The organism is Enterobacter sp. T2, from assembly GCF_010692925.1.
In the GTDB taxonomy this organism is placed as follows: domain Bacteria; phylum Pseudomonadota; class Gammaproteobacteria; order Enterobacterales; family Enterobacteriaceae; genus Enterobacter; species Enterobacter kobei.
The window spans coordinates 411,840-435,494 of sequence record NZ_CP048736.1; the positions used below are offsets into that span (position 1 = coordinate 411,840).

General features: G+C 55.3%; 26 protein-coding genes. 15 read left to right on the forward strand and 11 right to left on the reverse strand.

The features are described from left to right. Positions 1-19: 19 nt before the first annotated feature. Entirely contained in the window at positions 20-1,294 is a 1,275-nt protein-coding gene (locus G0034_RS01960; protein ID WP_179120448.1) for an MFS transporter, read from the reverse strand. A gap of 193 nt (positions 1,295-1,487) precedes the next feature. Here G0034_RS01960 and G0034_RS01965 point away from each other — a divergent pair, with 193 nt between their 5' ends. Next, positions 1,488-3,110 carry an isovaleryl-CoA dehydrogenase gene (locus tag G0034_RS01965; RefSeq protein ID WP_045134422.1) on the forward strand — a complete coding sequence of 541 codons (1,623 nt, stop codon included), beginning with the start codon at positions 1,488-1,490 and terminating at the stop codon, positions 3,108-3,110. Here the strand turns inward: G0034_RS01965 and G0034_RS01970 are convergent. The 3 genes from G0034_RS01970 to bsmA form a co-directional block, all read right to left on the reverse strand. After that, on the reverse strand, positions 3,107-5,038 hold the full coding sequence (locus tag G0034_RS01970; RefSeq protein ID WP_045281965.1) for a methyl-accepting chemotaxis protein: 1,932 nt from the start codon (positions 5,036-5,038) through the stop codon (positions 3,107-3,109). The genes G0034_RS01965 and G0034_RS01970 overlap by 4 nt on opposite strands. A 172-nt stretch (positions 5,039-5,210) precedes the next feature. Next, positions 5,211-5,498 carry a DUF1471 family protease activator YjfN gene (gene yjfN, locus G0034_RS01975; RefSeq protein ID WP_023331857.1) on the reverse strand — a complete coding sequence of 96 codons (288 nt, stop codon included), beginning with the start codon at positions 5,496-5,498 and terminating at the stop codon, positions 5,211-5,213. Positions 5,499-5,634: 136 nt separating this feature from the next. After that, positions 5,635-5,964 (reverse strand): biofilm peroxide resistance protein BsmA, encoded by a 330-nt coding sequence (bsmA, locus tag G0034_RS01980; protein WP_014882237.1) that lies wholly within the window; start codon positions 5,962-5,964, stop codon positions 5,635-5,637. A 137-nt stretch (positions 5,965-6,101) separates the two neighbouring features. Between bsmA and yjfP the strand changes: the two genes are divergently transcribed. Next, on the forward strand, positions 6,102-6,824 hold the full coding sequence (gene yjfP / locus G0034_RS01985) for an esterase (RefSeq protein WP_014882238.1): 723 nt from the start codon (positions 6,102-6,104) through the stop codon (positions 6,822-6,824). Here yjfP and ulaR read toward each other — a convergent pair. Beyond that, on the reverse strand, positions 6,821-7,576 hold the full coding sequence (ulaR, locus tag G0034_RS01990) for an HTH-type transcriptional regulator UlaR (RefSeq protein WP_014882239.1): 756 nt from the start codon (positions 7,574-7,576) through the stop codon (positions 6,821-6,823). The two genes, yjfP and ulaR, sit on opposite strands and share 4 nt — an antisense overlap. A gap of 110 nt (positions 7,577-7,686) precedes the next feature. Further along, the gene (gene ulaG / locus G0034_RS01995) at positions 7,687-8,751 is read right to left on the reverse strand and encodes an L-ascorbate 6-phosphate lactonase (protein WP_010427455.1); all 1,065 of its coding nucleotides are present in this window, start codon (positions 8,749-8,751) and stop codon (positions 7,687-7,689) included. Positions 8,752-9,110: 359 nt separating this feature from the next. On the opposite strand from ulaG, the gene ulaA reads away from it, so the two are divergent. Genes ulaA through G0034_RS02025 form a run of 6 tightly spaced genes read left to right on the forward strand, consistent with a single transcriptional unit; the run spans position 9,111 to position 13,518 of the window. Beyond that, entirely contained in the window at positions 9,111-10,511 is a 1,401-nt protein-coding gene (gene ulaA / locus G0034_RS02000) for a PTS ascorbate transporter subunit IIC (RefSeq protein ID WP_014882240.1), read from the forward strand. 12 nt (positions 10,512-10,523) lie between these two features. Next, entirely contained in the window at positions 10,524-10,829 is a 306-nt protein-coding gene (ulaB, locus tag G0034_RS02005) for a PTS ascorbate transporter subunit IIB (protein ID WP_003856022.1), read from the forward strand. 9 nt (positions 10,830-10,838) lie between these two features. Next, positions 10,839-11,306, forward strand: coding sequence for a PTS ascorbate transporter subunit IIA (gene ulaC / locus G0034_RS02010; RefSeq protein ID WP_014882241.1), 468 nt, complete (start codon positions 10,839-10,841; stop codon positions 11,304-11,306). 12 nt (positions 11,307-11,318) lie between these two features. After that, the gene (ulaD, locus tag G0034_RS02015; protein WP_014882242.1) at positions 11,319-11,969 is read left to right on the forward strand and encodes a 3-keto-L-gulonate-6-phosphate decarboxylase UlaD; all 651 of its coding nucleotides are present in this window, start codon (positions 11,319-11,321) and stop codon (positions 11,967-11,969) included. Between the two features lie 9 nt (positions 11,970-11,978). Then, complete coding sequence (locus G0034_RS02020) at positions 11,979-12,839, forward strand: L-ribulose-5-phosphate 3-epimerase (protein WP_023331860.1); 861 nt, start codon at positions 11,979-11,981, stop codon at positions 12,837-12,839. Further along, positions 12,832-13,518, forward strand: coding sequence for an L-ribulose-5-phosphate 4-epimerase (locus G0034_RS02025; protein ID WP_023331861.1), 687 nt, complete (start codon positions 12,832-12,834; stop codon positions 13,516-13,518). Before G0034_RS02020 ends, G0034_RS02025 begins: the two co-directional genes overlap by 8 nt. A gap of 142 nt (positions 13,519-13,660) precedes the next feature. On the opposite strand, the gene yjfY is transcribed toward G0034_RS02025, so the two are convergent. Then, on the reverse strand, positions 13,661-13,936 hold the full coding sequence (gene yjfY, locus G0034_RS02030) for a DUF1471 family protein YjfY (RefSeq protein WP_023331862.1): 276 nt from the start codon (positions 13,934-13,936) through the stop codon (positions 13,661-13,663). 341 nt (positions 13,937-14,277) lie between these two features. Between yjfY and rpsF the strand changes: the two genes are divergently transcribed. The 4 genes from rpsF to rplI are packed head-to-tail and all read left to right on the forward strand — an operon-like array spanning position 14,278 to position 15,717. Beyond that, entirely contained in the window at positions 14,278-14,673 is a 396-nt protein-coding gene (rpsF, locus tag G0034_RS02035) for a 30S ribosomal protein S6 (protein WP_014068637.1), read from the forward strand. Between the two features lie 6 nt (positions 14,674-14,679). Further along, positions 14,680-14,994 (forward strand): primosomal replication protein N, encoded by a 315-nt coding sequence (gene priB, locus G0034_RS02040; RefSeq protein ID WP_008502895.1) that lies wholly within the window; start codon positions 14,680-14,682, stop codon positions 14,992-14,994. A gap of 4 nt (positions 14,995-14,998) precedes the next feature. Next, complete coding sequence (rpsR, locus tag G0034_RS02045; protein ID WP_000135199.1) at positions 14,999-15,226, forward strand: 30S ribosomal protein S18; 228 nt, start codon at positions 14,999-15,001, stop codon at positions 15,224-15,226. Positions 15,227-15,267: 41 nt separating this feature from the next. After that, positions 15,268-15,717: a 50S ribosomal protein L9 gene (gene rplI, locus G0034_RS02050; protein WP_006810372.1), complete on the forward strand. Its 450-nt coding sequence runs from the start codon at positions 15,268-15,270 to the stop codon at positions 15,715-15,717. Positions 15,718-15,785: 68 nt separating this feature from the next. Here the strand turns inward: rplI and G0034_RS02055 are convergent, their stop codons facing one another. Next, complete coding sequence (locus G0034_RS02055) at positions 15,786-16,424, reverse strand: OapA family protein (RefSeq protein ID WP_032637673.1); 639 nt, start codon at positions 16,422-16,424, stop codon at positions 15,786-15,788. A 233-nt stretch (positions 16,425-16,657) separates the two neighbouring features. Between G0034_RS02055 and bamJ the strand changes: the two genes are divergently transcribed. After that, entirely contained in the window at positions 16,658-17,278 is a 621-nt protein-coding gene (gene bamJ, locus G0034_RS02060) for a BamJ family beta-barrel-assembly machinery protein (protein WP_286079227.1), read from the forward strand. Positions 17,279-17,589: 311 nt separating this feature from the next. Next, positions 17,590-18,999, forward strand: a complete 1,410-nt coding sequence (gene cycA / locus G0034_RS02065) for a D-serine/D-alanine/glycine transporter (protein ID WP_014882247.1) — start codon at positions 17,590-17,592, stop codon at positions 18,997-18,999. An 84-nt stretch (positions 19,000-19,083) separates the two neighbouring features. Here the strand turns inward: cycA and ytfE are convergent, their stop codons facing one another. Beyond that, a complete protein-coding gene (gene ytfE / locus G0034_RS02070) occupies positions 19,084-19,746 on the reverse strand; it encodes an iron-sulfur cluster repair protein YtfE (RefSeq protein ID WP_045134413.1) in 663 nt (220 codons plus the stop codon). A gap of 245 nt (positions 19,747-19,991) precedes the next feature. Here ytfE and G0034_RS02075 point away from each other — a divergent pair, with 245 nt between their 5' ends. After that, positions 19,992-21,641 carry a methyl-accepting chemotaxis protein gene (locus tag G0034_RS02075; RefSeq protein ID WP_045281967.1) on the forward strand — a complete coding sequence of 550 codons (1,650 nt, stop codon included), beginning with the start codon at positions 19,992-19,994 and terminating at the stop codon, positions 21,639-21,641. Between the two features lie 87 nt (positions 21,642-21,728). Here the strand turns inward: G0034_RS02075 and G0034_RS02080 are convergent, their stop codons facing one another. Further along, a complete protein-coding gene (locus G0034_RS02080) occupies positions 21,729-22,694 on the reverse strand; it encodes a DMT family transporter (protein WP_179120450.1) in 966 nt (321 codons plus the stop codon). Positions 22,695-22,769: 75 nt separating this feature from the next. Next, positions 22,770-23,594 (reverse strand): AraC family transcriptional regulator, encoded by an 825-nt coding sequence (locus G0034_RS02085; RefSeq protein WP_023331867.1) that lies wholly within the window; start codon positions 23,592-23,594, stop codon positions 22,770-22,772. Positions 23,595-23,655: the final 61 nt, after the last annotated feature.

Genomic DNA, 23,655 nt, shown 5'->3' on the forward strand with positions numbered 1-23,655 from the left:
GCCACCCGGCAAAACAACCTCACTCCTCTAATGACCGCAAATGGTCATCCTTTCGCAGCGTCATCAGCGCGAAAATACTCACCACCGCCGTTGCCATCACGTAATATGCCGGAATATTCAGGTTGCCCGTCTCTTTAATTAATCCGGTAATAATCAGTCCCGCACAGCCCGAGAAGATCGCGTTTGACAGGGAATACGCCAGCCCCAGGCCGGTATAACGCACGCGCGTCGGGAACATTTCAGACAGCATAGCCGGCCCCGGTCCTGCCAGCATCCCCACCAGACCGCCCGCAATTAGCACCACCATCGCTTTAACGGCCAGCGTGGCGGACTCAGCCTGCAACATTTTCAGCAGCGGCAGGGCGAGCAGCAGCAGCAGGGCGGTAGCAATCATCATCACCGTGCGGCGGCCAATCTTGTCGCTCAGGATACCCGAGGGGATGATGGTCAGCGCAAAGCCGATATTCGAAATCACCGCTATCAGCAGTGCCTGATTAAACCCTGTGTGTAGCGCCGACTGGAGATAGGTCGGCATAATCACCAGGTAGGTATACCCTGCCGCCGACCAGACCATAACCCGGCAAATGCCCATCAGAATCGTTTTGAGCGTGGCGGAGGTGCTGGCCTGAGCCACAACCGGTTTTTCCTTCTGCTGCACATAGCTCGGCGTCTCTTCCATACTCACACGCAGCCATAGCGCGACAGCCCCCATCGGCAGCGCAAGGAAGAATGGAATACGCCAGCCCCAGTCATGTAATGCCTCAGGCGTGAGAAGGGCGGAGAGCAGTGCCACAATCCCCGCGCCCGCTAGCAGCCCGAGCGCCACGGTAAAGGACTGCCACGCGCCATACAGACCGCGCTTGCCGCGTGGAGCGAACTCTGTCATCAACGAAACTGCACCACCGTACTCTCCGCCTGCGAACAATCCCTGCAAAATGCGCAGCAGCGTAACGATCAGCGGTGCGGCAATGCCTATGCTGGCGTAGACGGGCACAAGACCAATGGCTGTGGTGGCGAGCGTCATCAGTACCAGCACAATGATCAGCGTCGGTTTCCGGCCAATCCTGTCGCCGATGCGGCCAAATACCACCGCACCCAGGGGACGGAAGAAGAACGCGATAGCAAACGAGGCCCAGGTGAGGATCAGGCTGGTCAGTCCCGCTTCTCCCTCGAGCTGGAAGAAGTTCCTGGCAATCACGGTCGCCATAAAACCGTAGACCGCAAACTCATACCACTCGATGAAGTTACCAATGGAGCCTGCAATTAATGCTCGCTTGTGCGCATCCGGTTGCATAACGATCCTCACTGAAAGGGGTAAGAATAAATTATTCAACAAAAGCGAAGTGATGAAATAGTTTATTCTTATGTTCTGTGAGCTATTTCACGAATGATATCAGCGGGATCGCCAGCTTGTGACCCCCCTCCCATGCAGCGTGCACGCGGCCTGTCCATACTTATCCTCATTGCCACTGAAGGAGGGAGACAGCATGCACTGGCAGACCCATACCGTTTTCAATCAACCGGCACCGCTTTCAAACAGCAACCTTTTCCTCTCCGACTGCGCCCTGCGTGACGCGGTTTCCCGCGAGGGGGCCGAGTGGGATAGCGAGCTGCTCGCCAGTATCGGGCAGCAGTTAGGGACCGCAGAGTCGCTGGAGCTGGGCAGGCTGGCCAACGTCAACCCACCGGAGCTGTTACGCTACGACGCCACCGGAGAGCGGCTGGACGATATTCGCTTTCATCCCGCCTGGCACCTGCTGATGCAGGGGCTCTGTGCCAACCGGGTACATAACCTGGCGTGGGAAGAGGAGGCGCGAAGAGGTTCCTTTGTGGCCAGAGCGGCCCGGTTTGTTTTGCATGCGCAGGTTGAAGCCGGCACGCTTTGCCCCGTCACCATGACCTTCGCCGCCACGCCGCTGTTGCAACAGTCGCTACCTAAACCGTTTCATGCATGGTTAACGCCGCTGATGAGCGATCGCTACGATCCCCATCTCGTGCCGGGTGGGCAAAAACGCGGGTTGCTGATCGGCATGGGGATGACGGAAAAGCAGGGGGGATCCGATGTCCTGAGCAACACCACCAAAGCGGAAAAATGCAGCGACGGTAGCTACCGTCTGGTAGGCCATAAATGGTTTTTCTCCGTCCCGCAGAGTGATGCGCATCTGGTGCTGGCTCAGGCAAAAGGTGGCTTATCCTGCTTTTTTGTCCCGCGCTTTTTACCTGACGGACAACGTAACGCCGTACGGCTGGAGCGCCTGAAGGACAAGCTCGGGAACCGCTCCAACGCGAGCAGCGAGGCGGAGTTTCTTGATGCCTCCGGCTGGCTGCTGGGGGAAGAAGGGGAAGGGGTACGGCAGATCCTCAAAATGGGCGGTCTGACGCGCTTCGACTGCGCGCTGGGCAGCCATGGTTTAATGCGCCGGGCACTGTCTGTGGCGTTGTACCACGCTCATCAGCGGCAAACCTTCGGTAAAAATCTCATCGATCAGCCGTTAATGCGTGAGGTCTTAAGCCGCATGGCGCTGATGCTGGAGGGGCAAACGGCACTGCTGTTCCGTCTCGCCCGCGCGTGGGATAAACGTGTGGATCCGCAAGAGGCGGCCTGGGCACGGCTGTTTACGCCGGCCGCGAAATTTAGCGTCTGCAAAGCGGGTATCCCGTTCGTGGCAGAGGCAATGGAGGTGTTGGGCGGCGTAGGGTACTGCGAGGAGAGTGAGCTTCCCCGCCTGTATCGCGAAATGCCGGTGAACAGTATCTGGGAAGGCTCAGGCAATATCATGTGCCTGGACGTGCTGCGCGTGCTGACGAAGCAGCCGGGGATCCACGACCTGCTGGCCGATGAGTTTGCGCAGGTCAAAGGGCAGGACAGACACTTTGACCGCAGCTGGCGCCAGCTTCAGCAAAAGCTGCGTAAACCACAGGAGGCGCAGGGGCGGGAGATCGCGCAGCAGCTTTTCTTGCTGGGGGCCGGGAGCCAGATGCTGCGGCACGCATCGCCGCCCGTGGCGCAGGCGTGGTGCCGCATGATGCTGGATACCCGTGGCGGTACGCTGATGAGCGAGCAGGTGCAAAGCGATTTGCTGCTGCGCGCCACGGGCAGGGTTGGCTAGCGTTTAAGCTGGAACAGACTGACCAGTTGGGTAAGATGTAAACCTTTCTCGCGCAGCGTGTGTGCGGTTTGTTCGCTGCGCGAGACGCGATCGGCGTTGATGTGTGACGCTTCACCAATGTGGGTCATGGCGAGATTCACCTGGCCAATCCCCGCGGATTGCTCGCGCGATGCGTGGTTAATTTCGGTGACCAGCTGGCTGATGTTATCGATATGAACGATGATGGAATCCATAGCCAGACGCGTCTGTTCAGACAGCGCGTGACCTTCGCTCACTTTTCTCAGCGTATCGCCAATCAGCTGTTCTATCTCTTTCACCGCGTTGGCGCTCCGGCCCGCCAGCGCGCGAACTTCCTGGGCAACCACCGCAAAACCTTTTCCGTGCTCGCCTGCACGTGCCGCTTCTACCGCCGCATTCAGCGCCAGAATATTGGTCTGAAACGCGATGGACTCAATCACGCGGGTAATATCTTCGATACGTTTTGACGCTTCGCGAATGTCATCCATCGTGGCAACCGCATGGGTTACCGTTTCACCCCCCTCGTGAACCGCGCGTGAGGTTTCTCCCACCAGCTGCTGCGTTTGCTCCATGTTGGCGGCATTTTGCTGTACGGTCGCGGCCAGTTGCTCCATGCTGGCTGAGGTCTCCTCCACGCTGCTGGCCTGCTTGTTGATCTGCTCTGAGATCTCGCCGGTATCGGAGGCCAGCGCGTTAGTCCCCGTCTGGATCTCACCTGCTGCCTCGCGAACCTGCAGAACAATTTTTTGCAGCCCGCCGCCAATGCCGTTAATGGCGTCAATCAGCTGTCCGACCTCGTCCCGGCGCGTCACGGGTAGGCTGGAGCGAAGATCGCCATCGGCATACTGCCGTGCAAGCTGAATCACGTTGCGCAGCGGTTGCGTCAGCATACGGCGAATAAGGACCACGAACAGGCCTGCAAAGAGGACTGACAATACCACACCGGCCAGCAGGAAGCGATCGCGCATGGCGGTGACGCTTGAAAGCAGCACTGACTTATCCACTTCGCCCACGATAGTCCAGTTCCAGCCGGGTAGCGGGGTATAGGCCATTTTCAGCGTCCGTCCGTCGTCACTTACGCGCTCCAGGGTGCCGGGTTTATCATCCAGAAGCTGCTGTTGTGTCGCGCTGTCCCACTTCGGCAGTTGTCCCTCTTCCGTGGTGTGGAACAGGTATTGCCCGCGTGTTTTGCCGTTGCTGCGATCCAGCACGAAGAAGTGACCGCTCTCGCCCAGGCGGCGGTTGAGGATTTTCTCGCGCATGACGTTCCAGGAGTGGCTAATGTCCACCCCGACAAAGACGATCGCAATGACATGACCTTCGGCGTTTTTCACCGGCTGGTACTGGGTGATATAGCGTTTGCCAAACAGCAGCGCCAGGCCACGGTAGACATCACCTTTATTGGCGGCGGCAAAGGCCGGGCTGGAGGTATCCAGAACGGTCCCCATTGCGCGCTCGCCATTCTCTTTACGCAGGGAGGTGGCGACGCGAATAAAGTCGTTACCGCTGCGAACAAATAGCGTGGAGATGGCCCCCGTTCGGTTCAGGAAGTCGTCAGAAAAAGTGGTATTTTCATGGAGTTCCGTTTCCCCGCCTTTCAGCAGAGGAACATTGAGCCCGTTAATTGTCCGGGTCTGAAGCGTATCGACGCTAAATGGCTGGGGCAAAAATGTCGTAAACAGTCTGGTATAGCTTTCGACTTCTTCACTCAGGCTGGTGTTGAACATTTGCACCATATCGACCATACCGGTGGACTGGTTATGCAGGTCTTCTACCGCGAGGGCTTCAAGCTGCTGGCTGGCTTTTTGGCTGAGCAGGAAAGTGAAAAGCAGAAACAGCACGGCAACACTGACGCCCGTCAGCAGCGATAGCTTTGTCCCGAGGCCCGCACGGCGGAAAAAATTGATCATAAATTGCTCATCATTGAAAAGGTATGGTTCTTCAACGGCAGAGCGGGGATTACGTTTACTGAATTAGTGTAACAAAATGTTATTGAGTTGTTTTTATATGGTTTTGTAAAAGATAAAAAATTTGCAAAAACGAAAAGCCACTAAAAATAAGTGGCTTTTATCAGGAAGGTGCTTAGACGTAGAGAATGGCCTGTACCCGCCAGTGGTCGACATGGTTATCTTCCTGCATCTGGATGATGCGATACCATGAGGCACCCTGTTCATCGGCTTTTAATGCCACGATACGTTCAACATCTTGCGGGCTCCCCGAAATGTTATTGACGGAGATGTGGCCTATTTCATTCAGACCTGTTACGCAATCCGCGCTGGCAAATTCTGCTGACTGCGCGGTGGTGCTCACCAGGCCTGCTGAGAGCAACAGAGAGGTCAAAGCAAGAGTTCGTTTCATCGTCAGCTCCATTTCACATATCTCCGGTATCCGCCGGGCAATCCTTCGCGAATAAACTCCTTTCCATTGACGCGGGCATGGAGTTTATTGTGGACAGGAAAATGTCTATGGACGCAAAGCAGTGTAAATGTCGTTCAAAGGAAAACCATTACTGACGGTATAAAATGGCCTGTGAATACCACTGCCCCGTAATGATGGTTTCATCGACCATGATAATGACGTAATAATCTGCTTTGGCGGCGACGGCTTGTGCCTTTATTGCCTCTTCTGCGTCATCCGGAGAACCGCGAACCAGCGCGGAGACGGTGCCCATTCGTTGTAATCCTTCTGTCTGATTACGACGAATCTCCTGCGGGTGATCGGCAACCGGGGGAGCGGGTTGCGGCGTTCCCTGCAGTGCGCTACAGCCACTGAGAAGAAGCACCAGCAATAAAGCTGCAAACCTGTGCATAACCATATCTCTTTTCCTGATAGCCATAGTGTAGTTGTCTGCGAATTTCGTTTTGGGGGAATGTTCCCGAAGTGTTATCTGGGGCGTAATTTTCGAATGAAAATAGCCTGAAACCGTAACCCAGTTCTCAACATTATGAATCATTCATTCGTACAGGGTCGACAATGATTGAAATTGAAATACGCCGTCTCGGCGACCATGAAATTTTACACGCCATGCCGACGGGGAAACGTGATAAACCGCTGCCAGTTGTGGTTTTTTATCATGGATTTACCTCGTCAAAGCTGGTTTACAGTTATTTTGCGGTGGCGCTGGCGCAGGCCGGTTTTCGTGTCGTCATGCCGGATGCCCCCGATCACGGTGCGCGCTTTACGGGGGATGAACAGGCGCGGCTTGGTCAGTTTTGGCCCATTCTGCACGGCAGTCTGACCGAGTTTTCCGGGATGCGCGATGCGCTTTATGACGCAGGGCTGGTGGCCGATAACCGGCTGGCGGTTGCCGGGGCCTCGATGGGCGGCATGACGGCGCTGGGGATTATGACGCATCATCCTGAAGTGAGATCCGTCGCCTGTCTGATGGGCTCCGGCTACTTTACGTCACTGGCGAAGACGCTTTTTCCCCCGCAAGATTTGACGGAAATGACGGCGAGGCTGGCTGACTGGGAAGTGACTCGCGCACTGCCGCGCGTGGCCGATCGTCCGCTTCTGCTGTGGCACGGTGACGCAGATGACGTGGTACCGCCTGACGGCACATTTCGCCTGCAGCAGGCGCTAAAGCGTGAAGGACTGGACGGCAATCTGACCTGTTTGTGGGAATCGGGCGTCCGCCACCGCATTACGCCAGCGGCGCTGGAGGCCACGGTGGCGTTTTTCCGCCAGCACCTTTAAACCCGCAGGATTTTAACGCCCTGATCTTCCAGTTTCTGGAGGATCTCGGGGTTAGCCCCTTTGCCGGTGATCACCATGTCGATCTGTTCTGCGCGGCTAAACAGCATGCCTGCGCGTTCACCGACTTTACTGCTGTCGACCAGCACGACGAGTTTGCCCACAACGTTCAGCATGTTTTGTTCGGCCATCGCAGTCAGCATATCGGTTTTATATAAACCGTCTGCAGTCAGGCCTTTGCCGCTGGTAAACATCCAGTGCCCGGCGTAAAGACTGTTTTCACTGTCCTGGGGGCTAAGGGTGATGGACTGGCTCTTATTGTACTGGCCGCCCATGATCACCACGCTGTCATGCTCCTGGTCGATAAGATAGTTGGCGAGCGGTAGGTAGTTGGTGATGATCTGCACCGGCTTGCCGCACATCTCGCGGCCCAGCAAAAATGCCGTAGACCCGCAGTTGATGACGACGCTCTCACCCGGGTTCACCAGCTGTGAGGCGGCTCTGGCGATCCGCACCTTTTCATCGTGATTCTGCGCCTGATGGATATTCATCGGCGACCAGCGTGGACGCTGCTGGCTGATGGCTTCTGCGCCGTTGCGGACTTTTTTCAGTTTGCCGCTCTCATCCAGCTTGTTAATGTCCCGCCGCGCGGTGGCGGGGGAGATGCCTAAACGTTCGATCACTTTCTCGACGGTGATAAACCCTGTTTGCGCCAGGAGTTCCAGTAAAATTTGATGCCGTTGCGCTTCCGTCATGAGCTATTCCGATAAGAATTGATTTGAAAAGATGATATTTGAAATAGCGTGAAATTACTAAAATAAATATGAAATCGCCAGACTCAGGGTCTGGCGATGTGGCCGGATAATCAGAGGAAGGACTTAAACGGCAGGTCTGGCTCAATAGTAAAGCAATCATCGAAACCGCGTGGGTAGTGGTACTCAAGATTGTCTTTATCCAGCGGCCAGGTGAACTTGCCGCCTACCTGCCAGATAAATGGCTTGAAGCCGTACTTCAGGCGGTCTTTTTTCATCTCCCACAGCACGCGAATTTCCTGCGGATCGGCCTGGAAGTTTGACCAGATGTCGTGGTGGAACGGAATCACGACCTTGGTGTTCAGCGCCTCCGCCATACGCAGCATATCGGCGCTGGTCATCTTGTCGGTAATGCCACGTGGATTCTCGCCGTAGGAGCCCAGCGCCACGTCAATCTGATGCTCATTACCGTGCTTCGCGTAGTAGTTGGAGTAGTGTGAGTCGCCGCTGTGGTACAGGGAACCGCCAGGCGTTTTGAACAGGTAGTTGACGGCGCGCTCGTCCATGCCGTCCGGCAGAACGCCTGCGGCTTTCTGGTCAGCCGGCAGCGTAATCAGTGCGGTACGGTCAAAGGCATCCAGGGCGTGAATTTCAATGTCTTTGATTTTCACCACGTCGCCCGGTTTCATCACGATGCAGCGCTCTTTTGGCACGCCCCAGCCAATCCAGAGATCCACGCAGGTCTGCGGCCCGATAAACGGCACGTCGTCCGCGCAGTTTTGCATTACTGCCGCCGCCACGTTCACGTCAATATGATCGTTGTGATCGTGGGTGGAGAGCACGGCATCGATTTGGCGAATGGCAAAAGGATCGAGCACAAACGGCGTGGTACGCAGGTTCGGTTGCAGTTTTTCCACGCCGGCCATGCGCTGCATCTGGTGGCCTTTTTTCATCAACGGATTGCCGTGACTCTGTTTGCCTGTGCCGCACCAGAAATCGACGCAAATATTGGCGCCACCCTCGGATTTCAGCCAGATACCGGTGCAGCCCAGCCACCACATGGCAAAAGTACCAGGAGCAACCTGTTCCTGTTCGATCTCTTCGTTCAGCCAGCTACCCCACTCCGGGAAGGTGCTCAGAATCCATGATTCACGGGTGATGGTGTTCACTTTACTCATCGTTTTGACTCCTGGTTTTAATCAAAAGTAATCATATGGTGATTTGTTGTGATTAACTCTGGCACCATTTGACGTGCTTTGCAATGACAAAAGTGCGTAATTTTAACTGTGCGATATCACAGATACTTCGCTTTATCCTTGTTAGACTATCCGCTGTTAATGATTAATTGCATGAATTATAAAGAATAATTCATTTTGTTTGTGCGGTAGTGAAAATCATTACTAACACCATGGAAATAATTTGCGTGATGCGTCACAAATAATCAAATTCAATCTTGTGATGATTATTTGTGATTACTAGAGTGATGACACCAACCACACAGGGATTGCCCCTCGTGTTCTCATTTCTGGAGAGAGTTATGGAGATCCTCTACAACGTCTTTACCGTTTTCTTCAATCAGGTAATGACCAACGCCCCGCTGCTGCTGGGTATCGTGACGTGCCTGGGTTACATCCTGCTGCGTAAAAGCGTCAGCGTGATCATCAAAGGCACGATTAAGACCATTATCGGTTTTATGCTGTTGCAGGCGGGGTCAGGCATCCTGACCAGCACGTTTAAGCCAGTCGTCGCCAAAATGGCGGAGGTCTACGGTATAAACGGTGCAATTTCCGATACTTATGCCTCAATGATGGCCACGATTGACCGCATGGGTGACGCCTACAGCTGGGTGGGTTACGCGGTTCTGCTCGCGCTGGCGCTGAACATTATCTACGTGTTGCTGCGTCGCATTACCGGTATTCGCACCATCATGCTTACCGGTCACATCATGTTCCAGCAGGCGGGTCTGATCGCGGTTTCTCTCTATATCTTCGGTTACCCAATGTGGACCACGATTATCTGCACCGCGGTGCTGGTCTCGCTCTATTGGGGCATCACTTCCAACATGATGTACAAGCCGACCCAGGAAGTGACCGACGGCTGTGGCTTCTCCATCGGCCATCAGCAGCAGTTTGCGGCCTGGGTTGCCTATAAAGTTGCGCCATACCTGGGGAAAAAAGAGGAGAGCGTTGAAGACCTCAAGATGCCCGGTTGGCTGAATATCTTCCATGACAACATCGTCTCGACGGCGATTGTGATGACCCTTTTCTTCGGCGCCATTCTGCTCTCCTTTGGCATTGACGTTGTGCAGGCGATGGCGGGCAAAACGCACTGGACGATTTATATCCTGCAGACCGGTTTCTCCTTCGCGGTGGCCATTTTCATCATCACCCAGGGCGTGCGTATGTTCGTCGCCGAGCTCTCTGAAGCCTTCAACGGCATCTCTCAGCGCCTGATCCCGGGAGCCGTTCTGGCAATTGACTGTGCGGCCATCTATAGCTTCGCGCCAAACGCCGTCGTCTGGGGCTTTATGTGGGGCACCATCGGCCAGCTGATTGCGGTGGGTATCCTGGTGGCCTGCGGCTCCTCAATCCTGATTATTCCTGGCTTTATCCCGATGTTCTTCTCCAACGCCACCATCGGCGTTTTTGCTAACCACTTCGGCGGCTGGCGTGCAGCGCTCAAGATCTGCCTGGTGATGGGGATGGTGGAAATCTTCGGTTGCGTGTGGGCGGTCAAGCTCACCGGTATGAGCGCCTGGATGGGCATGGCGGACTGGTCAATCCTGGCGCCGCCGATGATGCAGGGCTTTGCGTCCGTCGGGCTGGTCTTTATGGCCGTCATCATCCTGATTGCACTGGCTTATATGTTCTTCGCTGGCCGTTCGCTGCGAGCAGAAGAAGATGCAGAAAAACAAACAGCAGAAGTTTCTGCTCACTAAGGAGTTTCGATTATGACCGTACGTATCCTGGCTGTGTGTGGCAATGGGCAAGGCAGCTCCATGATCATGAAGATGAAAGTGGACCAGTTTTTAACCCAGTCAAACATCGACCACACGGTAAACAGCTGCGCAGTGGGTGAATACAAAAGTGAGCTGAACGGCGCAGACATCATTATCGCGTCAACTCACATTGCCGGCGAGATTAGCGTGTCGGGCAACAAATATGTGGTGGGCGTGCGCAACATGCTGTCGCCTGCGGATTTCGGACCAAAACTGCTGGAAGTGATCAAAGAACACTTCCCACAAGACGTGAAGTAAGGACCCGACATGAAACTACGAGATTCGCTGGCAGAGAATGACTCCATCCTTTTGCAGGCTGACGCCAGCACCTGGCAGGAAGCGGTGAAGCTGAGCGTGGATCTGCTGGTTAAGGCGGACGTTGTCGAGCCGCGTTATTACCAGGCCATTCTGGATGGCGTGGCGCAGCACGGCCCCTATTTTGTGATTGCCCCGGGGCTGGCTATGCCGCACGGCCGCCCGGAAGAGGGCGTGAAGAAAACCGGCTTTGCGCTGGTCACGCTGAAAACGCCCCTGGTCTTCAACCATGAAGATAACGACCCGGTCGATATTCTGATCACCATGGCGGCCGTCGATGCCAATACCCACCAGGAGGTGGGCATCATGCAGATCGTCAATCTGTTTGATGATGAAGCCAATTTTGACCGTTTACGCGCCTGCCGTACCGCGCAGGAAGTGCTGGATTTAATTGATAACGCCACTGCGGCGGCCGTTTAAGAGGAATTGAACATGTCATTACCAATGTTGCAGGTTGCGCTGGATAACCAGACGCTGTCCGATGCTTATGAAACCACCCGCCTGATCGCCGAAGAGGTAGACATCATTGAAGTGGGTACCATTCTGTGCGTGGGCGAAGGCGTTCGCGCCGTTCGTGACCTGAAGGCGCTCTACCCGCACAAAATCGTACTGGCTGATGCCAAAATCGCTGACGCGGGCAAAATCCTCTCCCGCATGTGTTTTGAAGCCAACGCCGACTGGGTCACCGTGATCTGCTGCGCGGATATCAATACCGCCAAAGGCGCGCTGGACGTGGCAAAAGAGTTTAACGGCGACGTGCAGATTGAACTGACCGGTTTCTGGACCTGGGAGCAGGCACAGGCGTGGCGCGATGCGGGGATCCAGCAGGTGGTATACCACCGCAGCCGTGATGCGCAGGCTGCTGGCGTGGCGTGGGGCGAGGCGGACATCAGCGCGATTAAACGTCTGGCCGAAATGGGCTTCAAAGTGACCGTGACCGGTGGCCTGGCGCTGGAAGATCTGCCGCTGTTCAAGGGTATCCCGATTCACGTCTTTATTGCGGGTCGTAGCATCCGTGACGCGGCGTCTCCGGTGGAAGCAGCGCGTCAGTTCAAACGCTCAATCGCTCAGCTTTGGGGCTAAGGAGCGGGTATGTTGTCAAAACAGGTTCCGCTTGGCATCTATGAAAAGGCACTCCCTGCGGGGGAGTGCTGGCTGGCGCGGTTACAGCTGGCGAAGCAGCTGGGTTTCGATTTTGTCGAAATGTCAGTGGATGAGACGGATGAACGCCTCTCTCGCCTCGACTGGAGCCGCGAGCAGCGTCTGGCGCTGGTGAGCGCCATCGCTGAAACGGGCGTGCGCGTGCCGTCCATGTGCCTGAGCGCTCACCGTCGTTTTCCCCTCGGCAGCGAAGATGATGCCGTGCGGGCGCAGGGGCTGGAGATCATGCGCAAAGCCATTCGCTTTGCTCAGGATGTCGGTATCCGTGTGATCCAGCTGGCGGGTTATGACGTTTACTATCAGGAAGCCAACGATGAAACGCGCCGTCGTTTCCGTGACGGTCTGAAAGAGAGCGTTGAAATGGCAAGCCGCGCGCAGGTGACGCTGGCGATGGAGATCATGGACTACCCGTTAATGAACTCCATCAGCAAGGCACTGGGCTACGCGCACTATCTGAATAACCCGTGGTTCCAACTCTATCCGGATATCGGCAACCTGTCGGCATGGGATAACGACGTGCAGATGGAGCTGCAGGCGGGCATCGGGCATATCGTGGCGGTGCACGTCAAAGATACCCGTCCTGGCGTGTTTAAAAACGTACCGTTCGGCTCCGGGGTGGTGGAGTTCGAACGATGCTTCGAGACGCTCAAGCAGACAGGGTATTGCGGGCCTTACCTGATTGAGATGTGGAGCGAGACGTCTGACGACCCGGCAGCGGAAGTGGCAAACGCGCGGGACTGGGTGCGCGAGCGTATGGCGCGAGCAGGTTTGCTGGAGGTGGAACATGCTTAAGCTTAAACAGCAGGTCTTTGAAGCCAATATGGATTTGCCGCGCTATGGCCTGGTAACGTTCACCTGGGGTAACGTCAGCGCGATTGACCGAGAGCGCGGCCTCATCGTCATTAAACCCAGCGGAGTGGCGTATGAGACCATGAAGGTCGACGATATGGTTGTCGTGGACCTTGAAGGAAACGTCGTAGAGGGACAGTGGCGTCCTTCTTCGGATACCGCTACCCATCTGGCGCTTTATAGACGTTATCCCTCCCTCGGCGGGGTAGTGCATACCCACTCAACCCATGCCACCGCCTGGGCACAGGCTGGGCTTGCCATCCCGGCGCTGGGCACGACGCACGCGGATTACTTCTTCGGGGATATTCCCTGCACGCGCGCGTTAACGCAGGCCGAGGTGGAAGGCGAGTACGAGCTCAACACCGGCAAGGTGATTATCGAAACGCTGGGTGAGGCAGAACCGCTGCATACGCCGGGAATTGTGGTGTACCAGCACGGTCCGTTCTCCTGGGGTAAAGATGCTCACGACGCGGTGCATAATGCTGTGGTGATGGAAGAGGTGGCCAAAATGGCGTGGATTGCCCGCGACATTAATCCACAGCTTCAGGGGATTGATGATTACCTGATGAACAAGCATTTCATGCGCAAGCACGGCCCGAATGCCTATTACGGGCAGAAGTAAATAAGTGCTCTGGAATACCGAAAAACAGTTGTAACCGGTGGTATTTCAGAGCCATTTACAAAAAAAAAGCCCCCGGGCAGGGGGCAACGTAAACTATGGCTATGTTCTCGTTGTTGGCTTTCCTGGTGCTAGCGTTAAAGCGTTATCGGTAAATGTCTGCACTGGCGTGCATATTGCCGTTGCTGCCGGGCTCACGGATTAACATCACGTGGTAATAGGTTGCGCCCTGGGCATCGGTCTCTTCATTTAGTGCCTGATCTGCTTCGCTTTCAGTGGCGAAATTATGATTGATATAGATTACGCCTAAGCTTTGCACATCATCCATGTTCCTGGCCTGCCGGCCGTCTATTTTGATGGCTGACATCGCGTTTGCACTGAGCAAAAGCGCAGCCATAATGGCTAATGCGATTTTTTTCATGATATGCGCTCCACGACTGCGTGCTGTGAGAGAGGGGATACTCCTTCTTTAATTCAGGTGTTCTCTGATTAAAGTGTAATCATTCATACGGCGGGGATGCGTGACCATTTCTGATGCTGTTGTTCAAAAAAACAACGCTTCCTGGTGTGTTCAATTTTAAATCACCCACTTAGACCCGCTTTACGCTTTGTGCGAATTATTTGTGCAATCAGCTTGAGTTTCCAGGGGCGCGCAAGTATTATGACGCGTCAATTTTTCAGCCGACCTTTAACACGTTCCTTGCCTCCCCGGGCCTCGGCTGACCCAGACAGGAGGCTGAATAATCCGTAAGGAGCAATTCGATGCGTCATTACGAAATCGTTTTTATGGTCCATCCTGACCAGAGCGAACAGGTTCCGGGTATGATCGAGCGTTACTCTGCTGCCATCACTGGTGCAGAAGGTACGATCCACCGTCTGGAAGACTGGGGCCGCCGTCAGCTGGCTTACCCGATCAACAAACTGCACAAAGCACACTACGTTCTGATGAACGTTGAAGCGCCGCAGGAAGTGATCGATGAGCTGGAAACTACCTTCCGCTTCAACGATGCCGTTATCCGCAGCATGGTTATGCGTACCAAAAACGCAGTTACCGAAGCATCTCCGATGGTTAAAGCGAAAGACGAGCGCCGTGAGCGTCGCGATGATTTCGCAAACGAAACCGCAGATGATTCTGATGCTGGGGATTCTGAAGAGTAATTTCTGATGACCAACCGTCTGGCGTTGTCCGGCATCGTATGCAGGGCTCCCCTTCGAAAGGTCAGTCCATCAGGAATTCCGCATTGCCAGTTCGTGCTTGAGCATCGTTCTGTGCAAGAGGAAGCCGGGTTTCACCGGCAGGCGTGGTGCCAAATGCCCGTTATTATTAGCGGACACGAAAACCAGGCCATTACTCACAGTTTAACGGTCGGTAGCGCAGTAATCGTTCAGGGGTTCATCTCTTGCCACAAGGCAAAGAACGGCCTGAGCAAAATGGTTCTGCATGCCGAGCAGATTGATTTGATAGATTCTGGAGACTAGCCATATGGCACGTTATTTCCGTCGTCGCAAGTTCTGCCGTTTCACCGCGGAAGGCGTTCAAGAGATCGACTATAAAGATATCGCAACGCTGAAAAACTACATCACCGAAAGCGGTAAGATTGTCCCAAGCCGTATCACCGGTACTCGTGCAAAATATCAGCGTCAGCTGGCTCGCGCTATCAAACGCGCTCGCTACCTGTCCCTGCTGCCGTACACTGATCGTCATCAGTAATCGGGCACGGTCCATTAATACGACTTTAAGAGGATAAGGTAATGCAAGTTATTCTGCTTGATAAAGTAGCAAACCTGGGCAGCCTGGGTGATCAGGTAAACGTTAAAGCGGGTTACGCTCGTAACTTCCTGGTTCCACAGGGTAAAGCTGTTCCAGCTACTAAGAAAAACGTAGAGTTTTTCGAAGCACGTCGTGCTGAACTGGAAGCCAAACTGGCTGACGTTCTGGCGGCTGCTAACGCTCGCGCTGAAGCAATCAACGCACTGGGCACCGTTACCATCGCGTCTAAAGCTGGCGACGAAGGTAAACTGTTCGGTTCCATCGGTACCCGCGATATCGCTGATGCAGTGACTGCAGCAGGCGTTAAAGTGGCTAAGAGCGAAGTTCGCATGCCGAACGGCGTTCTGCGTACCACTGGTGAGCACGAAGTTGACTTCCAGGTTCACAGCGAAGTGTTCGCTAAACTGGTTGTTAACGTTGTAGCTGAGTAATTTTTTACTCTGCTCACGTTGAAACGCCGGCTTTGTGCCGGCGTTTTGCTTTTTAAAGAACCAGGTCTTTAACGCGCCCGGACAAAACTGCCGTCCGGCTGGCGGGTAAACAGCACCTGCTGACCATTTCCTGTATCAATCGTTAAGCCTGTCACCACACCGCTGGCATTCTGGCGAATCTGTACCATCTGACCATTCTGCAGGTTACTGAGCGGCTTACCCGCACCTTCCACTTTTGCCATGGCATACACGTCAGTCGGCGGCAGGTTGTGATCGCGGAAAAGCTGCGCCAGGGTTTTACCCGGCTCGACGCGATAGGAGCGCCACTGCTGCTCAATGCCCGTAGGCTGCTGAGCCTGCTGCTCTACCGGGGCGGAGGTTTGAGCCTGATCTTCCTGGACGGGTTCCGGTTCAACCGGCGCGACCTGACCCGGATCGTTCGAAGGGGTCACCAGCTGCGTTTGCATCGGCTGTGCATCAGGCTGCGGCCGCGTTTGCGACTGAATATCCAGCTGTGCATTGCGGGTGACAGGGGCGGTATCGACATCATCACCGCCGGAAGGAAGCAGGAAGCCCACGATCACCATCAGCGCACCAATGATAATCCCTCTGCGATGCAGGGGAGGCAGCGGGTCCATAATGCGAAAATTGTCCGGCGCCTGCCAGATTTTCGCCAGGGTAGGTTTCAGTTCAAATCGCCCGGGCATGGCTCTCCTCCTGCTCCGCGTCTTTTTTATCCTGTGCATCGAAGTATAGTTTGCTAACTGCCTGAACGGCGTAGCAAACCCGACATCCGTGACATCAGTTCGGAATTAATCCTGGTTGTCTCTATTGTTTCTGTTTCGTCGCGGTTTGTCACCTTAACTTCAGACAAAGTTTTACCCATAAGGGCATGGCTGCTATGCTGCCCGCTACTTTAAATGTGATGGAAGGAAAACCCATGACCACCCCGACTTTTGACACTATCGAAGCGCAGGCAAGTTACGGTATCGGCTTGCAGGTAGGACAGCAGCTGAGCGAATCCGGCCTGGAAGGTCTGTTACCAGAAGCGCTGGTGGCGGGTATCGCTGACGCGCTGGAAGGTAAACAGCCCGCTGTTCCGGTTGACGTTGTACACCGCGCACTGCGTGAAATTCATGAACGTGCTGATGCCGTGCGTCGCGCGCGTTTCGAAGAGATGGCGGCCGAAGGCGTGAAATATCTGGAAGAGAACCGTGAGCGTGAAGGCGTGAACAGCACCGAGTCTGGCCTGCAGTTCCGCGTGATCAACCAGGGCGACGGCGCAATCCCGGCACGTAACGACCACGTTCGCGTACATTATACCGGTAAACTGATCGACGGCACCGTGTTTGACAGCTCCGTGGCGCGTGGCGAACCGGCAGAATTCCCGGTCAACGGCGTGATCGCAGGCTGGATTGAAGCGCTGACCCTGATGCCAGTTGGCTCCAAATGGGAACTGACTATTCCGCACAACCTGGCTTACGGCGAGCGTGGTGCTGGCGCATCCATCCCGCCATTCAGCACCCTGGTATTTGAAGTCGAGCTGCTGGAAATCCTGTAATCGACTTTTCTTATTTCCTCTCTCCGTTCGGGGAGAGGAAAATAGTGATAAAACCTATAGTTACGACGTTATCAATATTTTATCTTGCAAACGAAACTTTTGCGTGTATTTTTGTGAGCTGTTTCGCGCTGTATGAGTGATATGACACTCACTTTCAACATATTATTAACATAATATCTAAATCATAGTATTCATCCCGCCGATTCTTACCTAATATCGATAAGCCCTTACAAGGGGAACGTCATCTTTTGACGTATTTAAAGGCCAGAAGAGCCTTAACAACACAGACAGGCATAAACAGGAAAAATTACATGGTAGATCAGGTCAAAGTCGCCGCTGCAGAAGAGGCGACGTCTGAACAGTCGCTACGGCGCAATCTCACAAACCGTCATATTCAGCTTATCGCCATAGGTGGGGCCATCGGGACCGGGCTGTTTATGGGGTCAGGCAAAACCATCAGTCTTGCCGGGCCGTCGATCATCTTCGTTTATATGATCATTGGTTTCATGCTGTTCTTCGTGATGCGGGCAATGGGTGAATTGCTGCTCTCGAACCTCGAATACAAATCCTTCAGCGACTTCGCGTCTGACCTGCTCGGTCCATGGGCAGGCTATTTCACCGGCTGGACCTACTGGTTCTGCTGGGTTGTTACCGGTATGGCGGACGTCGTGGCGATTACCGCCTACGCACAGTTCTGGTTCCCGGGACTGTCAGACTGGGTGGCCTCGCTGGCGGTTATCGCTTTGCTGCTGAGCCTCAACCTCGCCACCGTAAAAATGTTCGGTGAGATGGAGTTCTGGTTCGCGATGATCAAGATTGTCGCTATCGTGGGGCTGATTGTTGTGGGCCTGGTGATGGTACTGACGCACTTCCAGTCGCCAACCGGCGTACAGGCGTCATTTACCCATCTGTGGAATGACGGCGGCTGGTTCCCGAAAGGCATCAGCGGCTTCTTTGCCGGCTTCCAGATTGCGGTGTTCGCGTTTGTGGGCATTGAGCTGGTGGGAACCACGGCGGCCGAAACTAAAGATCCCGAGAAGTCTCTCCCGCGCGCCATTAACTCGATTCCGGTTCGTATCATCATGTTCTACGTCTTCGCGCTGATCATCATTATGTCCGTGACGCCGTGGAGCTCCGTGGTGCCGAGCAAGAGCCCGTTCGTTGAACTGTTTGTGCTGGTAGGGCTGCCCGCTGCGGCAAGCCTGATTAACTTCGTCGTGCTGACCTCTGCGGCGTCGTCCGCGAACAGCGGCGTGTTCTCAACCAGCCGTATGCTGTTTGGTCTGGCGCAGGAGGGCGTGGCGCCGAGCGCCTTTGCGAAACTGTCTAAGCGTGCGGTACCGGCGAAAGGGCTGACTTTCTCCTGCATGTGCCTGCTGGGCGGCGTGGTCATGCTCTACGTGAACCCAAGCGTGATTGGCGCGTTCACTATGATCACCACGGTCTCTGCAATCCTGTTTATGTTCGTCTGGACCATTATCCTCTGCTCGTACCTGGTGTACCGCAAACAGCGTCCACACCTGCATGAGAAGTCGATCTACAAGATGCCGCTGGGCAAGCTGATGTGCTGGGTGTGCATGGCGTTCTTCGTGTTCGTGCTGGTGCTGCTGACGCTGGAAGATGATACCCGTCAGGCGCTGATTGTTACGCCGCTGTGGTTTATCGCGCTGGGGCTGGGCTGGGTGTTTATCGGTAAGAAACGTATGGCAGGCGTAAGATAAAAGCAAAACGGCAACTTCAGTTGCCGTTTTTAGTTTTTGCACCCTCTCCCTGTGGGAGAGGGCATCAGGCCGCAGCGGCTTTTTTTATTCCCCAGCTAATGCCCGCGGGAACAACACGTTGTTCTCAAGACTGATGTGTTCCATCAGGTCATCGATCATCTCGTTAATGCCGTTGTACATCGCTTTCCAGGTGGTGCACGCCTCTGGCGGCGGTGTGACGTTGTGGGTGGTGTGTTTGATCACTTCCAGCAGTTCGCCCGCATCATCATGCTCGCTTTCCATCACGCTAATCGGACCCATTGCCTGGCTGCCCATTCCCTGTTTAATCATCGGGAAGAGGATCTGTTCTTCTTTCATCATGTGGCTGGAAAGCTCTTCGTGCAGCATGGTCAGATATTTCGCCAGACCGCGGGGTACGGAAGGTTTGTCAGCATGTACGCGCTCGACTTTGGTCGCCTGCAGGATCAGCTCCGGCAGTTGCTCCCGGTGGCGATCGTGGTAACGCACAATGATGTGGTCGATGATTTCTGCGAGCGGGGCGGTACGCCAGTCTTTATCAACAGGCTGTTCGGCCAGTTGCGCCAGCTCTGCTTCAATCACCTCCACATCCAGCTCCTTACGTGAGGCCGCTCGCGCGAGGGTTTGCTTACCGCCGCAGCAGTAATCCATATCGTATTTACGGAACAGCGCAGAAGCGCGAGGGATGGAGAGCGCCAGCTCGCCGAGGGGTTGGTCGCGAAAGGCCATAGCAGTTACCTCGTCATCAAGAATATAAGATGCATTTTAAATGCATCTTTATGGCGGCACTATAACCCTTTAGAGGGAAGGGTAAAAGTGAGACGTAAGTCACAAAAAAATTATCCGGGTTAACGCCCTGAATGGACTCAGGAAAGTGGTTTAGAAAGTTTTTAAAGGTGGAGAAACAGTAAACAGCCCGCCTTGCCTGCCGATATATCCACGTCAGACAAACCTGCATATAACAAAGGCAACGTATGTTTAAACGTATAAAAGTTATTACTCTTCTTATTTCGGTGCTGCTTGTGCTCGGCATCATGCAAGTGATTTCCGCGGGGATCTTTATCAACGCGCTGAACAACGATAAAGACAATTTCACCGTGTCGCAGCTCTCCAGCAAGAATGTGGCGGAGTTTACCGATGCGTGGATCAGCCTGAACCAGGCGCGCGTGACGCTGAACCGTGGGATGCTGCGTCTGCAAAGCAGCATGGCTTCGCAGATTAATGGTGGTCAGCTCAATGAGCTGGTCAACACGGCGAAAAATCTGCTGGCTGATGCGCAGGTCCATTACGATAAATACTATGCCCTGCCGAATACGCCGGGCCTGGACGAGAATCTGGCGAAGCGACTGGAGGAGCAATACCGTATTTACTCCTCAACGCTGACGCAAATGAACGTGCTGCTGAGCCAGGGCAATCTGGAAGACATGTTCAAGCAGAACGCTGAGCAAAAACAGACTGCGATGCAGGCGGTTTATCGCGAGTGGCGCGAAGCTCAGGCAACGCTTACCGATAAAGGCATCCAGGACAATGAAAGCGACTACAAACGCATTCTATGGATCCTCTCTGCGGTAATGCTGCTGGTCATTGTGGTGATTATTTCCAGCTGGATCGCCATGCGTCGCGTGCTGCTGCTGCCTCTGGAAGAGGTGCTCAACCATATTCGCGCCATTGCGGCAGGGGACTTAACCCAGCCGATTCAGGCTGACGGTAAGAACGAAATGGCGATCCTGGCGCGCAACGTGCAGGAGATGCAGACCTCGCTGGCGAACACCGTGGGCGTGGTGCGTGAAGGTGCCGATACCATCTACACCGGAGCCGGTGAAATTTCTGCCGGGAGTAACGACCTTTCTTCCCGTACTGAGCAACAGGCGGCTTCCCTGGAAGAAACGGCAGCCAGCATGGAACAGCTGACGGCCACCGTGAAGCAGAATGCCGATAACGCCCGTCAGGCTTCCCGTCTGGCACTGGATGCCTCCTCAACGGCGAAGAAGGGCGGGAACGTGGTGGAAGGTGTCGTGCGCACGATGGACGAAATCGCCACCAGTTCCAGTAAAATTGCGCAAATTACCAACGTAATCGACGGTATTGCTTTCCAGACCAACATTCTGGCGTTGAACGCGGCGGTAGAGGCTGCGCGTGCAGGTGAACAGGGCCGTGGCTTTGCGGTGGTCGCAGGGGAAGTACGTACCCTCGCCCAGCGCAGTGCTCAGGCGGCGAAAGAGATCAAAGCGCTGATCGACGATTCCGGCGAGCGCGTGAACGCCGGCTCGCAGCTGGTTAACGAAGCCGGGGCGACGATGGCGGAGATCGTCAATGCGGTCACCCGCGTGACGGACATTATGGGCGAGATCGCCTCAGCCTCTGACGAGCAGAGCCGCGGTATCGACCAGGTAGGTCAGGCGGTGGCTGAAATGGATCGCGTGACCCAGCAGAACGCCTCGCTGGTCGAGGAATCTGCGGCCGCGGCGGCCGCGCTGGAAGATCAGGCTGCACGCCTGAATGACGCGGTGGCGGTGTTTAAAATTACCCGGAATCAGGCGGTCAAAGCCGCACCGGTGAAATCCTACGTGCCGAAAGCGCAGCCCGCAGCGAGCGTGCCTGAAGCGAACTGGGAAACGTTTTAACCTGGTGCCGGGTGGCGCTGACGCTTACCCGGCCTACAAAATCGCTCCGTGTAGGCCGGGTAAGGCGTAGCCGCCACCCGGCAAAAATCACACTTCTGATGCTGACACAACCCTCGGTTTTTCCGGCTTCGCTCTCACCGCCATCACCACCCCAACGACCAGCAACACAATCCCACAGGCCGTTAATACAGGCGGTACGCTCTGGCGCATCAGGAAGGTATAAAGCAGCCCGGCCAGGGTTTCGAAAACAATCAGCGGCCCCAGGATCACCGTTGGCAGTTTCTGGCTGGCAATGTTCCAGCACAGCGCGCCCACCCAGGAACACAGCACCGCAATCGCCACCATCAGGGCAACAAATACCCACGGTCTGGGTCCGAAGGGCTGGGCGAAATCGGGCTGTTGATGGCCTAACCAGAGGCACGCCCCAACATATCCCAGCAGTGAAACGGGCAACGTAACCAGGGCCTGAGCCGTCGCCCACATCATCGGATGCTTGTCCGGGTTCTCACGCAGCCAGCGTGCATTGCGCAGGGCATACCATGCCCAACACGCCACGGAAACGAACGCCAGCAGAATGCCGGAGCCGTAACGCCACAGATCAAAGTCCTTCAGCCCATGACGCAGCTCGGCAATATTGACGCATATCAGCCCTACGGCGGTACACAACAGCGCAGGCACCATTTTTGGCCACGCCAGTTTGCCATCGCGGTGGCTATAGAGCAGGTTAGCAAAGATGGGGATGACAACCGGCAGCGTGCCGATAATCATGGTCGAGACCGGGGCCCCGGTGCGTTGAATGGCACTCGCCAGGCAAACGTAATAGATGAGGTTGCCCATCATGGTCAGCGCCAGCGCGGTGCGCCAGTCCTGACGGCTAAGCTGACGCAGGCGCGCGCGTCCCAGCCACGCCAGGGGCAGAGCAATCAGCCCGAGCGCCAGATAACGTCCGGTCGACTGCAGTATTGCCGGGTATTCGGGCACGATCAGCGGGCCAACAAAAATCAGCCCCCACATCATCCCGGCCTGCAGGGCATACAACACGCCACTAATCATTTTTCCATCCCTATTGCTTCACGTTGCGCTCAGTGTAGGAGGGGCAAATGCGCGCGTATTGTATGAGATTGCGCATTAGCGCCGGGTGACCTGCTTCTGGTAGCGCACGGGCGTAATGCCGTAGCGGCGGGTAAATGCCCGGGTCAAATGTGACTGGTCGGTCAGCCCGGTCGCCGCAGCGACCTCAGCTGCGGGCATGCCGTGGGTGAGGAACGCTTTGGCGCGCCACAGGCGGATAGCCATCAGCATCTGGTGCGGCGTAACGTGGAAATGGGCTTTGAACTGGCGCTGAAAATGATACGGACTGAGCGAAACGACGTTGGCCAGCTCATCCAGCGTCAGGGAGTGCATATAGTTGTCATGCAGATACTCGCGCACACGTTCGAAGCGGTGCGCACCTTCCTGAACCACCGGTGCGTGATGGGCCAGGGGCTGAAAGGTCTCAATCAGATCCAGCAATAATCCTTTTTGCGCCAGCGGATCGTCCGTATGCCACAGGCCGTAGATGAGCCTGCCGATTTGCTGCGAGCGCTGGGGGTCAAAACGGGTCACCTCGCTGAACCACCAGTGCCGGAGGCCGGTTACCTCTTCCAGCAGGTCAGGTTCGATGTAAACCATCCGGTAGCGCCAGCCGCCTTCGGTGGCGGATTCCCCGGTGTGGATCTCGTCCGGGTTCATGGTAACGACGGATTTCTCCGGCGCGAGGTGCTGGGTACCGCGATAGCGAAAACGTTCGGCACCGGTTTCAATCGTGCCGATCCCGAAGGCTTCATGGGTGTGAGGCTCAAAGGCGTAGCGGGAAATATGCGCGTGATAGAGTTCGATGCCCGGCACCTGCGCCAGATGGCGAAAGCGCGCGCTGTCTCTCTCATCAATGAACTGTTCCGGTACGCCTTGCACGTTGAGCCTCCTCGTGGTCATCGCTTCATTATCAGAGATGACCCGAGGGGATGCCACAAAA

Bases quoted from the DNA above. Each gene is read 5' to 3' on its own strand.
- G0034_RS02080 (WP_179120450.1), bottom strand. From the start codon at position 22,694: ATGATTAGTGGCGTGTTGTATGCCCTGCAGGCCGGGATGATGTGGGGG.
- bamJ (WP_286079227.1), top strand. From the start codon at position 16,658: ATGACCACCCCGACTTTTGACACTATCGAAGCGCAGGCAAGTTACGGT.
- G0034_RS01960 (WP_179120448.1), bottom strand. From the start codon at position 1,294: ATGCAACCGGATGCGCACAAGCGAGCATTAATTGCAGGCTCCATTGGT.
- rplI (WP_006810372.1), top strand. From the start codon at position 15,268: ATGCAAGTTATTCTGCTTGATAAAGTAGCAAACCTGGGCAGCCTGGGT.
- G0034_RS02020 (WP_023331860.1), top strand. From the start codon at position 11,979: ATGTTGTCAAAACAGGTTCCGCTTGGCATCTATGAAAAGGCACTCCCT.
- G0034_RS02055 (WP_032637673.1), bottom strand. From the start codon at position 16,424: ATGCCCGGGCGATTTGAACTGAAACCTACCCTGGCGAAAATCTGGCAG.
- ulaD (WP_014882242.1), top strand. From the start codon at position 11,319: ATGTCATTACCAATGTTGCAGGTTGCGCTGGATAACCAGACGCTGTCC.
- yjfN (WP_023331857.1), bottom strand. From the start codon at position 5,498: ATGGAGCTGACGATGAAACGAACTCTTGCTTTGACCTCTCTGTTGCTC.
- yjfY (WP_023331862.1), bottom strand. From the start codon at position 13,936: ATGAAAAAAATCGCATTAGCCATTATGGCTGCGCTTTTGCTCAGTGCA.
- ytfE (WP_045134413.1), bottom strand. From the start codon at position 19,746: ATGGCCTTTCGCGACCAACCCCTCGGCGAGCTGGCGCTCTCCATCCCT.
- ulaR (WP_014882239.1), bottom strand. From the start codon at position 7,576: ATGACGGAAGCGCAACGGCATCAAATTTTACTGGAACTCCTGGCGCAA.
- ulaA (WP_014882240.1), top strand. From the start codon at position 9,111: ATGGAGATCCTCTACAACGTCTTTACCGTTTTCTTCAATCAGGTAATG.
- cycA (WP_014882247.1), top strand. From the start codon at position 17,590: ATGGTAGATCAGGTCAAAGTCGCCGCTGCAGAAGAGGCGACGTCTGAA.
- G0034_RS01970 (WP_045281965.1), bottom strand. From the start codon at position 5,038: ATGATCAATTTTTTCCGCCGTGCGGGCCTCGGGACAAAGCTATCGCTG.
- G0034_RS01965 (WP_045134422.1), top strand. From the start codon at position 1,488: ATGCACTGGCAGACCCATACCGTTTTCAATCAACCGGCACCGCTTTCA.
- rpsF (WP_014068637.1), top strand. From the start codon at position 14,278: ATGCGTCATTACGAAATCGTTTTTATGGTCCATCCTGACCAGAGCGAA.
- rpsR (WP_000135199.1), top strand. From the start codon at position 14,999: ATGGCACGTTATTTCCGTCGTCGCAAGTTCTGCCGTTTCACCGCGGAA.
- ulaB (WP_003856022.1), top strand. From the start codon at position 10,524: ATGACCGTACGTATCCTGGCTGTGTGTGGCAATGGGCAAGGCAGCTCC.
- priB (WP_008502895.1), top strand. From the start codon at position 14,680: ATGACCAACCGTCTGGCGTTGTCCGGCATCGTATGCAGGGCTCCCCTT.
- yjfP (WP_014882238.1), top strand. From the start codon at position 6,102: ATGATTGAAATTGAAATACGCCGTCTCGGCGACCATGAAATTTTACAC.
- G0034_RS02075 (WP_045281967.1), top strand. From the start codon at position 19,992: ATGTTTAAACGTATAAAAGTTATTACTCTTCTTATTTCGGTGCTGCTT.
- bsmA (WP_014882237.1), bottom strand. From the start codon at position 5,964: ATGGCTATCAGGAAAAGAGATATGGTTATGCACAGGTTTGCAGCTTTA.
- ulaC (WP_014882241.1), top strand. From the start codon at position 10,839: ATGAAACTACGAGATTCGCTGGCAGAGAATGACTCCATCCTTTTGCAG.
- G0034_RS02025 (WP_023331861.1), top strand. From the start codon at position 12,832: ATGCTTAAGCTTAAACAGCAGGTCTTTGAAGCCAATATGGATTTGCCG.
- ulaG (WP_010427455.1), bottom strand. From the start codon at position 8,751: ATGAGTAAAGTGAACACCATCACCCGTGAATCATGGATTCTGAGCACC.